Genomic DNA, 14,843 nt, shown 5'->3' with positions numbered 1-14,843 from the left:
TTGTGGGAGAATGACCCATCCCTTAGTCCCCACCGGGGGAGGGGGAGACTGAATTTGCACGGGTGTAAGGGGGGGAGGGGGCAATGCCCTTATTAAAAGAATCCGATGGTAATAAACTTTTTAAAATGGCCATCGTGAAAAACAACAATAGGATAAGGAAAATGGACGACCTGCTATCAAGCTGCCAAATAAGAAAAGAAGGGCAAAATAAAGGCCTAATAAAATTTGACATGAACGTCATTTAATTTTAAATTGCGATTTACGTGTTGACATCTTTGTCAAAATCGAGTTAACCATACCTGAAAAGAAACTCAAGTTGAATTTCTCTGGTCTTAAAAATTGATGTGAAACTAACAAAAATAAATAATGAGGTTGATCTATGTTAGATATTGAAGAACTCAAGAAGAAAAAAATTACTGAGCTCACCAAAATTGCTCAAGATATGAACATTACCGGAATTTCCGGTTTGAAAAAATCTGAATTAATTTTTCGTATTCTGGAAGAACAGACGGCCCAGGAAGGGTTGATCTTTTCCAAAGGCGTTCTGGAAATTTTACCAGATGGCTATGGTTTCTTACGTTCTTCCGACTATTCCTACCTGCCCGGTCCGGATGACATCTATGTGTCTCCTTCGCAGATCAAACGTTTTGGTTTGCGCACCGGCGACACCATCACCGGGCAGATCCGGCCGCCTAAAGACAATGAGCGCTTTTTTGCCCTATTACGCGTTGAAGCCGTTAATGATGAAAGTCCGGAAAAAGCCCGAGAGCGCAATCTGTTCGAGAACTTAACTCCGCTGTACCCGATGGAGCGCATCAATCTGGAGACGAGCACTAAAGACTATTCCATGCGCATCATGAATCTGTTGACGCCCATTGGCAAAGGACAGCGTGGTTTGATCGTGGCTCAGCCTCGAACCGGTAAAACGATTCTATTGCAAAAAATAGCCAATGCCATCACCAAAAACCACCCCGAAGTAGTTTTAATGGTTCTGTTGATCGACGAGCGTCCGGAAGAGGTAACGGATATGGAACGTTCGGTGGAAGCCGAAGTCATCAGTTCCACTTTTGACGAACCTGCTGAACGCCACGTTCAGGTAGCTGACATGGTACTGGAAAAAGCCAAACGCCTGGTTGAATATAAGCGGGATGTGGTCATTTTATTGGATAGTTTAACGCGTCTGGCGCGGGCCCACAATACGGTTGTCCCACACAGCGGGAAAATCCTTTCCGGTGGTATTGACTCCAATGCCTTACAAAAACCAAAACGCTTTTTTGGTTCGGCGCGTAATGTGGAAGAAGGCGGAAGTTTAACCATCATTGCTACCGCTCTGGTGGATACCGGCTCCCGAATGGACGAGGTGATTTTTGAAGAATTCAAAGGAACCGGTAACATGGAATTGATGCTTGATCGTCGCCTGACAGACCGCAGAATCTTCCCCTCTATTGACATCAATCGTTCCGGTACGCGCAAAGAAGAATTGCTGCTCAGTCGTGAAGAGCTGGCCCGTGTCTGGATTTTGCGTAAACTGCTGAATGAGATGAATCCGATTGAAGCAATGGAATTTTTACTGGAAAAGATGTCCGAGACCAAAAACAACCGCGAATTTTTAAGAATGATGAACACTTAAAAATTCTTTGCATTTGCCTTAATTTTAATTTAAATTTGAAGGCTTAAAATTATTACCAAGGAGGATTGTTGTGAAAAAGGGTATTCATCCCGAATATAAATTAGGCACGGTAACCTGTGCTTGCGGGAACACATTTCAAACGCGTTCGACCATTGGCAATCTAAAAGTTGAAATTTGCTCTGCCTGTCATCCGTTTTTTACAGGTAAACAAAAATTGGTCGACTCTGCCGGCCGTGTAGAAAAGTTCATGAGAAAATACAATCTAAAATAATTTTCGATTGTTGTTTCACTTTTATTTCAAAAAACGGAATGAAATGGGTTCCCAGGTCATTCCGTTTTTTTATTTAATGAAAAGAGGAAAGAATGGATCAAAATAACGAAGAAAAAATAATGCCCGTAGGTGGCCAGGCTGTGATCGAAGGTGTGATGATGCGTTCGCCAAAACGCATTGCCACCGCCGTGCGTCGGGCTAACGGCGCCATTGAGGTGCGCGTCGATGAATTTCAATCGCTGATTCAGAAACACAAAACGCTGAACATTCCCATTGTACGGGGCGCCATCACCTTGATTGAAGTGATGATCATGGGCATTAAGACTCTACAGTGGTCGGCCGATAAAGCCATGGAAGACGCGGAAGCCGAAGGAGCGAAAAAATCGAAAAAGAAGAGCAAAAAGGGCGGGATGACTACGGCCGGGGCTGTCTTTTCGCTGCTGACGGCTCTGGCCGTTGGCGTGGCTTTTTTCTTTGTATTGCCTCTCTATTTGACTACAGAAATATTCAATATCGAGCGCCAGGCGCTCACCTTCAATCTGGTGGCCGGATCGTTCCGCATCGTCTTTTTCCTGCTCTATGTTTGGGGCATCTCCTTCTTAAAGGATGTGCATCGATTGTTTGAATATCATGGCGCGGAACACAAAACGGTTTTTGCCTTTGAAAATAAGGTGCAGCTTTCCCCGGCAAACGTGCAAAAATTTTCTACTTACCACCCCCGTTGCGGTACCAGTTTTCTGGTCATCGTTATGTTGATCAGTCTTGTGTTTTTTGCTCTGGTAGACACGTTGATCATGTTAACCACCGGTCAAATGTCGCTGCTCATTCGTTTGTCTGTGCATTTGCCGCTGATCCCGGTCGTGGGCGGAATCAGTTACGAAGGGTTGAAGGCTTCGGCCAGCCATATTGACAATCCTCTGGTGCGCATCCTGATTGCCCCAGGTTTGTGGTTGCAGCGCATTACCACCCAACCTCCGGATCATGAGCAACTGGAGGTGGCCATTGTGGCTTTAAAAAGCGCACTGGGCGAAGAATATGCCAGCGAATTGGTTGATGAACCGGTCATTCAATCGCAAGTTATTCCTGTTTCGGCATAGGAGCAAATATGAAAGAAAAAATTCTTAGTCTGCAAAAGCGACTGGATGAGTTGAATAAGGAGTTATCTGATCCCAATGTGTTTAACGATCAGAACCGTTACAAACAATTGTCCAGAGAGCACAGCGAACTGAGTAAAATTTTAGAAGTTGGCGCGCCCTATCTAAAAGCATTACAGACCTTTGAAGAAAATAAAGCGCTAATTGCAGAAGATAGCGATCCGGAATTGATCGAACTGGCCAGAGAGGAAAACCAGGAGCTGGAAAAGAAGATTGCCGAGTACGAAGAACAATTGAAAGTCCTGCTCATCCCTAAAGATCCGGACGATCACAAAAACGCCATTGTCGAAATTCGGGCCGGGACAGGCGGCGACGAAGCGGCGATTTTTGCCGGCGATCTGTACCGCATGTACACGCGTTATTGCGAAGACCATGGATTTAAGACTGAAGTCATGAGTTCAACTCCCTCAGAGCGTGGCGGGTTTAAAGAAATTATCTTTATGGTAGAAGGGCCCGACGCCTACGGCACATTAAAGTACGAGAGCGGTGTGCACCGCGTACAACGTGTGCCGGAAACCGAAACTCAGGGCCGCGTACACACTTCGGCTGCGTCGGTCGCCGTTTTGCCCGAAGCCGAAGAGGTTGACGTGGATATTGATCCGAACGAATTGCGCATCGATGTCTTCCGCTCCAGCGGTCCGGGGGGACAAAGCGTCAATACCACCGATTCGGCCGTACGCATTACGCATCTGCCGACCGGATTGGTGGTAACCTGCCAGGATGAAAAATCACAGCACAAGAACAAAGCCAAGGCTTTAAAAGTGCTGCGCTCCCGTTTGCTGGATATGGCCATGCAGGAGCAGCGTTCGGCTATTGATGCCCAGCGTAAATCCATGGTTGGTAGCGGCGATCGCAGCGCTAAAATCCGTACCTACAATTTCCCACAGGGTCGGGTGACCGATCACCGGATTAATCTGACGCTCTACAAGCTGGATCGCATCATGGAAGGGGAATTGGACGAATTGATTGAGGCTCTACAGTTAGCTGCCAGAAATGAAAAGTTAGAAGAGGAGTATTCGGCCAGGGCCTGAATGGGCTTGCTGGGCTAAAACGGATTAACTTCTGCAGCAGGCTACATTTGATTTCTGCGATCGGCCTGGCGCATTAAAAACTTGTTCATCAAAAAACTGCCCAACAGCGTAAAAATCGGAAACATGATTAAATTTCGAATCAGGATGGCTGCCCCGGCAAAACCCTGGTATTCCGGTTTTTGTAATTCATGATACAGGTCTTCCCACAGCGGCGGCAGTTCTTCCATGCTTTCCAGCACTTGAGTTAACCACTGTACCTGCCAGTTACCGTAGATTTGATACACTACATATTGCAAGGCAAAAGCCAGAATCGCTCCTACCAATCCGGCCGAAAGTCCAATGTGGATGATTTCCGGCGTGCTAAAATAAGCGCGATCCTGTAGTTTTTTACTCAGCCAATAAACCGGCGCAATGCCGCCTGAAATAATACCCAAACAACACAGACAATTGACAAAGTTTAATAATGGTAAACTGTCGGTTGCCGCGGCTAATAATCCACCGAGAAAAATGGCAAAATAGGTATCCTGTTTGGTCATTGATTTCCTTTCTGTTGCAGGCGTGTGGGTAATTCGGAAAAGAGAAAAAAGAGCAGCAGAAGTCCGGAGACAAAGCCGCTGACGGCGCGCAGCCATTTCCAATTGGAATACCATCCGGCCAATTCGCCGCCTGTTTCTGCCAGAAAGAGGAATAAAAAGGAAGGGTAAACCCAGACCGACAGATGAATATTTTTCTTGAACCACAAACCAACAGCGGCCAGGACCATGCCCAGGTAGATAAAAGTGCACCGGGCGCAGAGGGCCATGGGTAAGCCGTTAATGTAAAACGAACGCTCAGGCAGTTGGTGGCAGGCAGGATCGAGCACAAAGTAAAAGCCCACAGCCAGCCATTGCAGCACCGGATTGGCGCTGCTGGCCATGATCGGGGCTAACCAGTTCATTAAATTGATGGCCAATAGTCCGCCAACGACGATTTTAAAAGAAAGCGATGGTTTCATTTATCCCCTGTTTTTGTTCTGACTAAACTTAGTAGAAATTAGGTAACGATGCAATCGGTTTTTAGGACACGGAAAGATGGGAGGGGATTTGGGTTTAAAGGGAGCGTTAATTGCAAATTGGTTAATAATTATGCGGAGTTTTAGAATACTTCCCTTAAAAGATCTATTCCCGCCACAGCGGGATGCGAAAATTTTTTTGCTAAAGATCCTACCCTCCCCGTCCTCCCTTCCCATCTTTTAATAAAGGGAAGGGGGCCGGGGGGATGGGTTTTAAAATAAAAGCTCACCTTAAATGCTTAGCCCGTACAAAGTCGCGGATTGAAGCACGAGTTACATTGCTCTTTCGAATGTTCTGCCAATGTAAGGGATTCTCAGAATGACATGCCAGCACAGGCCTTCACCGCCTGGGCACAACTTGCCCTTTCGCAAAATAATTCGTAATTCGTAATTTTTAATTTTTAATTGAAAATGTAGAGTGACACTACACGTGCATTTATGGTTTTGCTATTTGCTCAGCGTCCTGACCTTCCCGGGCATTTTGTGCATCTTAAAACTTACCTGGTCAAAGCCGGGTTGTGCAAAATGTAGCCATTGGGTTCCATGCGGTACTTGCGGCGCAACTCCAGGGTGTCGGCCGGTAAAATAGCCATAAAGCCAAAACGCTCCCGAATCTCGTCGATCACCGAATCCAGCATTTCGCTGCGCGCCTGCTCGTTAAACAGATTCAGCTGGTAATGGAGCGGTTCGATGTGGGTCACCGAGACCCCCACGTGACGGATGCGGATGCGGCGCAACCGAATCTGCTCAAACAATTGACGCGCCATGGTGTAAAGATCACCTGCATGGTTCGTGGCATAGGGCAAACGGCCGCTGGTCGTGTGAAACTTAAAATCGGAATATTTGATTTTTACAGCAATGGCCCGACAGGCCAGCTCCTCATCTCGTAGTTTTTTGCCGATGCGTTCGCACAGGTATTGCAAAGTGCCCCGCACAAGGCCCAGGTCTGCGGTGTCTTCCTCAAAACTGGTTTCGCGGCTGATCTGTTTGGGGAAAATTTTGGGCGCCACGGTACGATCATCCTGGCCGCGGGCAAAATGCCAGAGTTTAAGCCCATTTCTGCCGAACAACTGCTCCATGATGCCTTTAGGCAGGCGGGCCAGCTGACCAATTTTAAAAATTCCCAGATCAAACAGTTTTTCGCGCGCCATGCGCCCGATGCCCGGCAGTACATCCACCGGCAGATCGGCCAGAAATTCTCTCTCACGGCCAGCCGGTACTTCCACAATACCGCCCGGCTTTTCCCGATCGGAAGCAATGCGCGCAATAACCTTGTTGCTGCCAATCCCCACCGAAAGACTCACGCCCACACGCTGCCAGACCTCTTTTTTAATCTGTTCAGCCACCCAGCGCGCCGAAGGGTACAAATGCATGGCGCCTGTTAAATCAAGATACGCATCGTCTAACGAAGTAAACTCCACCTTTGGCGTGTACTTCAGGTACACCTCCTGAAACACTTCAGACACGGCCCTGTAATGCTCGTAATTGCCTTTCAGAAAAACAGCCTGCGGACACAAAGCCCTGGCGCGAAACAAAGGCATGCCCGTACGTACCCCGCAGGCCCGCGCCTCGTAACTGGCTGTGTGTACCACGCCCCGCTGATTTTCCTGCCCGCCTACAATCACCGGCCTGCCGCGCAGCAAGGGATTAAAGCCCTGCTCCACCGAAGCAAAAAAGGCGTCCGCATCAATGTGCATTATGACCTTTTGCTCAGCCATCTAAACACACCCGCGCTACCTGCCACTCAAAATTGGCGCTGTCAAACAACAGCTCAAAATAGTCCGAGGTGTCGGCAATCACCGAAAAATGGTGCTGCTTGTTGTAGCCCTGATGGCTGACCCAATGTCCGTTCATCTGGTACACCTTGTACACCCGACCGTTCCACTTAAAGCGCAGGGGACGCATCTGGCCGTCTTTAAAATGACCTATTACTTCAATGGGCTCAAAAATATCTTCAAAAATCATGATACACCTGCTCTTTTGTAGTGTACTTACGTACACCTAAATATAACATCGCGGCAGGCCAAAGGCAAACAAATTTTTTAGGATCAGCCGTTAATTCAGAAACTGAAATTTACATGCCACAAAGTATTCTGAAGCAAAATTCGGGGAATGAGCGGAGCGCTAATGCAAGACGACCATCTTACCCGATTTGCGCAATATTTTACCGGTACCCAATTCACGGGCCAGAACAAGGTAGATGTAAGTTCCGGAAGCTAATTTTGAAACATCTACAATTTCATAATGAACTCTTTGCGCCCGACGCATCTTGGTTCCCATAGAAAATAGCTTTCTGCCGGCTACATCAAAAATACGTACTTCCACCAGGCTGGGGTAGTAAACCTGAAAAGGGATTTTGACAAACTTCGAAGCAGGATTGGGCTTACTCTGATAAACGGCCAGATGTTCTTCACTAATTGCGGGATAAACGACTTTGGCCGTATCCAGAAAATAATATGCTTTTTCCAGGTCGATGACCCCCCACCCTAAAAACTTATCCGGAAATGCGGCTTGTGAGGCTGTTTCCTTTAAAGCGCGCGCCATCAGTTCCGGGGTGGTTTGCGGAAAGGCCTGGAGCAGCAGAGCCGCTCCCCCGGCAGCTAAAGGACAGGAAAACGATGTGCCGCTGTGATAGGCAAATTCATCGGTATGATATTGGGAAGCAAGATAAACGTAGCGTCCCATGGCTGCAATATCCGGTTTAATTCTGCCATCGGCTGTTGGACCTACGGACGAAAAATAGGCCCGCAGGCCAAATTGGTCAACCGCAGCAACGGCCAGCACATTAAATCCATCGGCAGGCGCTAACAGGGTGTTGTGATCCGGATTGTCGCCTTCATTCCCCGCCGAGTTAAAGACAATAACCCCTTTTTCCACAGCCATATCGGCAGCAATCGTGGTTTTAGCCGTCCGGCCATTCATATCTTCTGGCGCATACCAATCGATGTAGCCCAGAGAACTACTGACGATGTCCGCTCCCTGTGTTTCCGCCCACTCCAGACCGGCTACCCAATAATCCTCTTCAATAGGCGTTTCGCTCTGGTCCACTTCGGTTTTGGCCAACAGAAACTGCGCCTTGTAAGCCGGGCCAATCAACTTGGTTGGCACATAGCCGGCAATGGTCGAAAGGGTCATGGTGCCGTGCCAGCCTTCAAAGGCTTTGAATTCGCTATCTGTAATGTCCTCGTCGCCATGAATAAAATCATGCGTAGCCAGCACGTGCAGGCTGTCAAAGGCCATGTGCTGGTTGAGCAGATTAACCCCGTCATCCAGCATAGCGATAACCACGCCCTGGCCAAAATAGCCTTTTTCGTGCAAAAAAGGGACCTTAATTAAATCCAGCTGTGTAAATGACGGGCCATAAAACAGCGTGTCTATTTCTACCGGTAAGTTTGCGGGAATTGCTTCCGCTGATTTTTCAATTTCATCCCGATGAACGCGATCGGCAAGCAAAAGGGGATCAATGCTCAGCACAAAATCCAGTTTTTCAATCTCCTGTAGCGCGGCCGCAGAGACTTCCACACTCACGGCATTCAACCATCTGGAAATTACGCGCATCTTCTCCACTGAGCTTTCGATTTGATTCAGATAAGGCGAGTAAACCGGTAAATCGCTGTAAGAAATCAAAGCACGATTGGGGCGACGCAAACGTCTTCGTTCAATGGCTCGTTGACTCAGCAGCTGTGTGGCTTTGAACAGAGCCGGTTGCTGTGGGCCTTTATCTTTAAAAATAATCCAGGCCAGTACATTTCCCGCATCTGTTTTAGGAAAATGAGCAAAACGGGTTTGCGCCCGGCCTTCTAAAACAAAGACAATTAAGAGAAGAATAATCCCAAGGCTCTTGATTCTCATAACTTTCCCCTGATCTGTTGTTTTCATCGTCAGATTTTTTTCAGGAATCTGAAAGTTCCTGCTACTTAACGATGCCAATGACGCCCATCATTCGGCCGCTTTTAAGGCCATCTCTGCGATAGGAATAATAGGTTTGCAGCGCGCAATGTGTGCAGGTTTCGTCCCATTCAATTTGGTCAGGCGGCACGCCGCTCTCCTGCAATTGAGCCACGATGTTCCCTAAAATGTCCAGTTTAAAATGCCCCGGCGTGTCCTTTTGCAAAAAACGCCTATCAAAATAGGAAGCTGTTTTTTCATCCACCTGATAACAGGATTGCTGAACTCCGGGCCCGATGCCCACGAACACCTGTTGCACATTGCAGGAAAAACGGGTCTGCATTGTTTGCAGAGTTTTACCAACGATGTTCTGCGCCGTGCCTTTCCAGCCTGAATGCACAATGGCCACCACTTTTTTCTGCGGATCAAAAATAAAAACCGGAAAACAATCTGCCGTTTGTACAGTGAGAAAGAGATTCTTTTGATTAGTAATAAGGGCATCGCAATCCGCAACAATGCCAGCCCGGTCAACCAGCCGAACATTTGCCGAGTGGATTTGTTGCGGGTAAACCAGATTTCTGGAGGGCAAACCCAGGGCTTCAAAAAACAGCTCGCGGTTTTGTTGAACAATCCTGGCATCGTCACCGGTTGAAAGGCCCAAATTAAGGCTATCGAACGGCGGTTTGCTAAATCCGCCGATTCTCGTGGAAAAGCCGTGAAGCAATTCCGGAAATTGGTTCAAAAGGTGAAACCGTTTTATTTGCGGTTCTGCCGGCAATGACCTCGTCCCTTTCGCTTAGCTTCAGAATCTCTGCAAAACATTTCCAGAGATGGTTGTTAATTTAAAGGCAATAACTGGCCGTACACATATTTTAAAACGCGGGCCGCATTATTGTACCGTTTTTGTCCCACATGAAACCGCCTTAAAACGCCTTCGAAGTCGGGAGCATCAACCAGAATTTGCAGAAAATTATCGCGTGTCGGATTTTTTTCTCCTGTGCTGATGGCATTCAGCACAAAATTGAAATTGTCGTAGCCTAAAAAGGCAAAGCGATCCGGCGTACGATGGAAAGCTGTTCTGAACTTATTGACAAAATTCCGATAATCCCAGCTTTCGGCATTTAAAAAGCGATCTGTAATGAACAGCAATCCATTCAAATAACTTTTGTTCTTGTTTAAGGCTTCCGGATCGTACCAATCGCTGTTTCCCAGAATCTGGGCCTGAATATTCCAGTAAGCATATTGCGATGCGATTTTGGGAATGTCTTCCTGGTAAACCGGCAATAGAATACCATCAATGCTGTGGATGGGAATATCGGCCGAATCAATCTTAACACGATTGGTTGAGTGGTATAACTGTTCCCGTTTTCTCCTGGCATAGATTCGGTAAAGAGAGTCAATTTGCTCCGCAGAAACCGTAGAATCGGCCTGTAGAACGGAATCCTGGAAGGCCAATTTAAGTCCAATCCGTTTGATGGCCTTAAAATGATCCGTGAGGTCCGATTCGTCTGGATAATACCATTGTTGCACCGGGACCTCGACAAAATTGTTTTTCAGGTACTCGGTAAAGGTGTTGGTAAAATCCACAAAGTAATCGTCAATGGGCGCCAGGGTGGCTACCCTGCGCATTTGTAATGAATCAACCACAAAACGGGCCAACTTTCCGGCCATTACATCAACGGGCACGGCCAACTGGACCACGTTACCGGCAATTTTACGCAGGTAGCGACCCGAAGCCGTTGGCGAAATGAGGGTAATGTTTTCATAATCAGCAATGATAGCGCAGGCCGCGGTTACATCATTTTCCAGAGGGCCAAAAACAGCCATAATCGAAGGATCGTTACCAATCTCTTTCATTTTTTGCAGGGCCAATTCTAATTTTCCCTGATAATCAAAAGGCAAAAGCTGGACATTGACATCATGAATGTGGTTAAATTCGGTCATGGCCAGTTGCGCGCCATCCAGGATTGCCTGACCAATTTCCTGATTAAGGCCGCTAAGGGGCAAAAGCGCTGCAATCCGAATTTGATTCGTTTGCTTACTTTTTAAAAAGTCATAAAGATTGTTGGCCATTTCATCCAGCTCGGCAAAGGAGCCGGGCAAGCGCTTGTACTGTTCTAAAATACTTAAAGCAGCCTGTGGATTTCTGGCCTCATAAAAACGCTCCGCTTTAATGTACTGGATAAATTTCTTCTGAAAATGACTCCTGGCCTGTTGTTCCAGAAAGGAAAGGCTTTGCTCGTCCAGCGCATAGCGCAAAGCGCTCTTGGCCAATTCCAGAGCCTTTTTTCTCAATCGTTGATCTTCCGACTTTTCGGCCAGATTAAGCCAGAGCTGGGTGGCTGTTTGCACGCGTCCAAGGCGGTAATAGTTATTGGCCAGCACATATTCCACATCATCCACGTATTTGCTTTGCGGAAATTTTTTTAAAAACGTGTTGCAGATTTTTATGGATGCTTCATATTGCTTCATCTTGTACAGCGTTTTGGCCAGCATCAGGTAGTTTGCCGAAAGCAGATGGCTCTTGACGCCCAAACGTGTAATAACCAGTTCAAAATTTTTACGCGCATTTTCGTACTCGCCGGTTTTGTAGTCCTGAATCCCACGCTGAAAAATCTTCCACTCTTTTTGTGTGGCTTGCTGGCTGAATGCCACCGCCAAAAACAGCAAAAGGAACACACCGATTTTAGCCGACTGCCTCATACAATAGCCCTCTTTGATTTGTTTTATTGCCTCTGAAACTACTAAATTTTAGCATTTTAAAGCAAAAGAATTTATTAACGAAACTGAGCCTCAGGAGTTTCATAGCCTTTTACGCCAAAACCAGCGGTGGATGGCGCTTTTTTAAATCTTTCTTTACAGAATAAAATGCGCATTCTCGGATTGTACGGTTCTCTTTTAAAAGAGCTGGCTGACCCGACGGTTCATTCGCACCCCGTAAAGCTAAAACACGCTTTGCACGAGCCGCGAAAAAAACCGGCTGTTTTCAAAAGATGCTGGCAATTTGAAAAAAAAATTGAGATTTCATTCTTGCTTTATTTGATTTAAATTAGCAGAACAGACATTCACTTCAGGAGGCATCATGATCCCTAAACAATTTTTGCTCATCCCATTTTTGTCCCTAACTGTTGTGCTCTCCTGCAACACTCAATCGGCAAAACAGCCTGTGCTTAAATTAGACACCGGCTGGAAATTCATGAACCACGATGATCTTGCGTACGCCAGAGCCGATTTTGATGATTCGGAATGGCCAGCTATTCGAGTGGATAAAACGTGGGATAAACAGGACTACACCATCAATAAGGGCATTGGCTGGTATCGCATTACACGGATCATCCCCTCGTCCTTAAAGAAATGGGCCACCCTGAAGGACAGCCTCATCTTCCATCTTGGCAAGATCGATGATTTTGACCAGGTCTTTCTGAACGGTGAATTAATCGCTGAAAACCTGAAATCGCTCCCTCCAGGCGTCAGGCCTTCGGATAAATTTAAAGACCTGAAAACCTCACCCTGGGACGTAGAACGGCGCTACGCCCTGGCAGCCAATGATCCCCGCATTCACTGGGATAAACCAAATGTCATTGCCGTGCGCGTTTACAACTGGGGCGGTCCGGGCGGCATCTATTCCGGCCATCTGTACCTCGCCTTTCCGGATATTAGCGAATACGCCCGCCTGTCTTTTGAGAGGCATCGCTTTCAGGCACAGGGGGATCAGCTGCGCAAAACACTCCGTCTGCGTAATATTTCTGCAAAATACAACATGAGCGCTACATTGAATGTGGCGGTTAAAAACAACATCTCCGACTCGCTCATTTTAAAACGACAATGGACCTTAAACCTGGCTCCAAAGAGCGAACGTAAACTTTCTTTCCATTTTCCGCGTCCCCGGCAGTCGGCGCAGGTTCATTACCAGGTGGACTTTAAAGAAGGGAACCGAACACTACACCAAAGCGAAGGCGTGCCTTACATCTTGACGCCTCCGCAGAAACCGGAACCCCGGATCAATGGGGCGCTGGTTTACGGTCAGCGTCCGGGCCGGCCCTTTCTCTTTCGCATTGCAGCAACGGGTCAGCGCCCCATGGAGTTTGTGGCACAGGGCCTTCCGGACGGTCTGTTCCTGGATTCCAGCACGGGAATCATTAAAGGTACCGTTACAAAACCGGGGACTTATCCGGTGGCTGTTACTGTCAAAAACGCCTTAGGCAGCGCCAGAAAAACCATTCGGTTTGTCATCGGTGACCAGCTGGCCTTAACGCCACCCATGGGCTGGAACAGCTGGAATGTTTGGGGATTGGCCGTAAACCAGGAACGTGTTTTAGCCGCTGCCCGGGCTTTTGTGGCAACAGGCCTGATCAACCACGGCTGGACGTACATCAACATTGATGACGGCTGGGAAATTCCTGGTGATTCCGATGAAGCAAAACGCAAAGCGAACGGAGAAATTCGCACCAACGACAAGTTTCCGGATATCAAAAAATTGGCAGATGAGATTCACGATCTGGGATTGAAATTGGGCATCTATTCCTCGCCCGGCCCCTGGACCTGTGGAGGCTACACCGGCAGTTACCAGCACGAAGAGCTCGATGCCCTGACCTTTGCCCGATGGGGTGTTGATTTTTTGAAATACGATTTGTGTAGCTATCGTGATCTGATGCAAAATCCAGATGATCCTCAGGAGCTCATGCCCCCTTACTTACGCATGTACCACGCCTTGCAAAAGGTTAAGCGTGATATCGTTTACTCTTTGTGCGAATATGGCAATGGCCGTGTATGGGAATGGGGCGCTTCCGTCGGAGGTAACCTGTGGCGCACAACCGGCGACATCTGGGATCAGTGGGAACGCATGTCCCTTATTGGATTTAATCAGCAACAGGCGGCCCCATACGCCGGCCCTGGACACTGGAACGACCCGGATATGCTGGTTGTAGGCTGGCTTGGCTGGGGCGAACACTTGCATTACACACGCTTAACCCCGGACGAACAATACACCCATCTGAGCTTGTGGACTTTACTCTCAGCTCCATTGCTCATTGGCTGTGATTTACAACGCCTGGATGACTTTACGCTGAACCTTCTGACCAATGACGAAGTGCTGGCCATTGACCAGGACCCACTGGGAAAACAGGCAGTTCCGGTGTTTAAACGGGACAGCATTTATGTTTATCAAAAGCCGTTAAACGACGCCAACTACGCCATAGGCATTTTCAATATCAGCCAATCGACCAGAAGATTTGCTCTGGATTTACGAAAGATTGGCGTGGATCAACCCGTGAAAATTCGCGATGTCTGGCGTCAGAAAGACCTTGGCTCTTTTAAAAATAGATTCAATACGATCATTCCACCACATGGGGTAACGCTTATTAAATTGCTCATCAATTCGCATTAGCCGTAATCCCCCTGGTTGTAATAAGGAAAAATTAAGTTGCACTGCAGCAACCGTTCATCGATCCAGCAGGTACAGTGGAATCATAAAAAAACGAAATGCAAAGTGATTCTACATCTTCAATTAAAAATTACGAATTATTTAAAGGGCAAATTGTGCAGCTTTGCTGAGTTCTACTCTGATATGTGAAGATATTTTGCAATTTTCTATTTGCAATCTTTGCGCACTTTGTGAATGCTTTGCCTGTCCGGTGGCCAGACGGGCCTGTCCGGTGGCCAGACCTGTCAGGCTGCGCTTTGCCAGACTGGCGGGCCTGTCCCCGAAAATCGGGATTTCCGCTGCGCTACAACCGGATGGACAGCCGACCAGACCGCCTGTTCGCCGATCTCTGTAATAACCGATCGTACAGCTAATTGGGCATCGGACTCGCATTCC

12 protein-coding genes are annotated in these 14,843 nt (G+C 47.5%); 5 read left to right on the top strand and 7 right to left on the bottom strand.

What is annotated here, in order from left to right; genetic code table 11:
• The first annotated feature begins 379 nt into the window (after positions 1-379).
• The 4 genes from rho (at position 380) to prfA (ending at position 4,086) form a co-directional block, all read left to right on the top strand.
• Positions 380-1,630 carry a transcription termination factor Rho gene (gene rho, locus ACWB0I_RS16580; protein WP_479389199.1) on the top strand — a complete coding sequence of 417 codons (1,251 nt, stop codon included), beginning with the start codon at positions 380-382 and terminating at the stop codon, positions 1,628-1,630.
• A gap of 70 nt (positions 1,631-1,700) precedes the next feature.
• The gene (rpmE, locus tag ACWB0I_RS16575) at positions 1,701-1,901 is read left to right on the top strand and encodes a 50S ribosomal protein L31 (RefSeq protein WP_479389198.1); all 201 of its coding nucleotides are present in this window, start codon (positions 1,701-1,703) and stop codon (positions 1,899-1,901) included.
• Between the two features lie 92 nt (positions 1,902-1,993).
• The gene (locus ACWB0I_RS16570; protein WP_479389197.1) at positions 1,994-2,998 is read left to right on the top strand and encodes a DUF1385 domain-containing protein; all 1,005 of its coding nucleotides are present in this window, start codon (positions 1,994-1,996) and stop codon (positions 2,996-2,998) included.
• An 8-nt stretch (positions 2,999-3,006) separates the two neighbouring features.
• The gene (prfA, locus tag ACWB0I_RS16565) at positions 3,007-4,086 is read left to right on the top strand and encodes a peptide chain release factor 1 (RefSeq protein WP_479389196.1); all 1,080 of its coding nucleotides are present in this window, start codon (positions 3,007-3,009) and stop codon (positions 4,084-4,086) included.
• Between the two features lie 41 nt (positions 4,087-4,127).
• Here prfA and ACWB0I_RS16560 read toward each other — a convergent pair whose 3' ends face one another.
• The 7 genes from ACWB0I_RS16560 to ACWB0I_RS16530 all read right to left on the bottom strand — a co-directional run bounded on the left by ACWB0I_RS16560 (position 4,128) and on the right by ACWB0I_RS16530 (position 11,728).
• Positions 4,128-4,622, bottom strand: a complete 495-nt coding sequence (locus tag ACWB0I_RS16560; RefSeq protein ID WP_479389195.1) for a hypothetical protein — start codon at positions 4,620-4,622, stop codon at positions 4,128-4,130.
• Positions 4,619-5,080, bottom strand: a complete 462-nt coding sequence (locus tag ACWB0I_RS16555) for a DUF2085 domain-containing protein (protein ID WP_479389194.1) — start codon at positions 5,078-5,080, stop codon at positions 4,619-4,621. The genes ACWB0I_RS16560 and ACWB0I_RS16555 overlap by 4 nt, the downstream gene beginning before the upstream one ends.
• A 554-nt stretch (positions 5,081-5,634) precedes the next feature.
• Positions 5,635-6,855: a DNA polymerase IV gene (dinB, locus tag ACWB0I_RS16550; RefSeq protein ID WP_479389193.1), complete on the bottom strand. Its 1,221-nt coding sequence runs from the start codon at positions 6,853-6,855 to the stop codon at positions 5,635-5,637.
• Positions 6,848-7,102, bottom strand: coding sequence for a hypothetical protein (locus ACWB0I_RS16545; RefSeq protein WP_479389192.1), 255 nt, complete (start codon positions 7,100-7,102; stop codon positions 6,848-6,850). The genes dinB and ACWB0I_RS16545 overlap by 8 nt, the downstream gene beginning before the upstream one ends.
• Before the next feature lie 159 nt (positions 7,103-7,261).
• A complete protein-coding gene (locus ACWB0I_RS16540) occupies positions 7,262-8,989 on the bottom strand; it encodes a S8 family serine peptidase (RefSeq protein ID WP_479389191.1) in 1,728 nt (575 codons plus the stop codon).
• 61 nt (positions 8,990-9,050) lie between these two features.
• Entirely contained in the window at positions 9,051-9,803 is a 753-nt protein-coding gene (gene pgeF, locus ACWB0I_RS16535) for a peptidoglycan editing factor PgeF (RefSeq protein ID WP_479389190.1), read from the bottom strand.
• 59 nt (positions 9,804-9,862) lie between these two features.
• A complete protein-coding gene (locus ACWB0I_RS16530; RefSeq protein ID WP_479389189.1) occupies positions 9,863-11,728 on the bottom strand; it encodes an ABC transporter substrate-binding protein in 1,866 nt (621 codons plus the stop codon).
• Between the two features lie 379 nt (positions 11,729-12,107).
• Here ACWB0I_RS16530 and ACWB0I_RS16525 point away from each other — a divergent pair, with 379 nt between their 5' ends.
• Positions 12,108-14,411: a putative Ig domain-containing protein gene (locus tag ACWB0I_RS16525; protein WP_479389188.1), complete on the top strand. Its 2,304-nt coding sequence runs from the start codon at positions 12,108-12,110 to the stop codon at positions 14,409-14,411.
• Positions 14,412-14,843: the final 432 nt, after the last annotated feature.

The sequence above is a fragment of the Caldithrix sp. genome (assembly GCF_056497305.1).
Note: the sequence above shows the minus strand (reverse complement) of the source record. Positions and strands in the feature narration are given on the sequence as shown.

Excerpts from the sequence above, each read along its gene's own strand:
- rho (WP_479389199.1), top strand. The coding sequence starts at position 380 with ATGTTAGATATTGAAGAACTCAAGAAGAAAAAAATTACTGAGCTCACC.
- ACWB0I_RS16570 (WP_479389197.1), top strand. The coding sequence starts at position 1,994 with ATGGATCAAAATAACGAAGAAAAAATAATGCCCGTAGGTGGCCAGGCT.
- prfA (WP_479389196.1), top strand. The coding sequence starts at position 3,007 with ATGAAAGAAAAAATTCTTAGTCTGCAAAAGCGACTGGATGAGTTGAAT.
- ACWB0I_RS16560 (WP_479389195.1), bottom strand. The coding sequence starts at position 4,622 with ATGACCAAACAGGATACCTATTTTGCCATTTTTCTCGGTGGATTATTA.
- ACWB0I_RS16555 (WP_479389194.1), bottom strand. The coding sequence starts at position 5,080 with ATGAAACCATCGCTTTCTTTTAAAATCGTCGTTGGCGGACTATTGGCC.
- dinB (WP_479389193.1), bottom strand. The coding sequence starts at position 6,855 with ATGGCTGAGCAAAAGGTCATAATGCACATTGATGCGGACGCCTTTTTT.
- ACWB0I_RS16545 (WP_479389192.1), bottom strand. The coding sequence starts at position 7,102 with ATGATTTTTGAAGATATTTTTGAGCCCATTGAAGTAATAGGTCATTTT.
- ACWB0I_RS16540 (WP_479389191.1), bottom strand. The coding sequence starts at position 8,989 with ATGAGAATCAAGAGCCTTGGGATTATTCTTCTCTTAATTGTCTTTGTT.
- ACWB0I_RS16530 (WP_479389189.1), bottom strand. The coding sequence starts at position 11,728 with ATGAGGCAGTCGGCTAAAATCGGTGTGTTCCTTTTGCTGTTTTTGGCG.
- ACWB0I_RS16525 (WP_479389188.1), top strand. The coding sequence starts at position 12,108 with ATGATCCCTAAACAATTTTTGCTCATCCCATTTTTGTCCCTAACTGTT.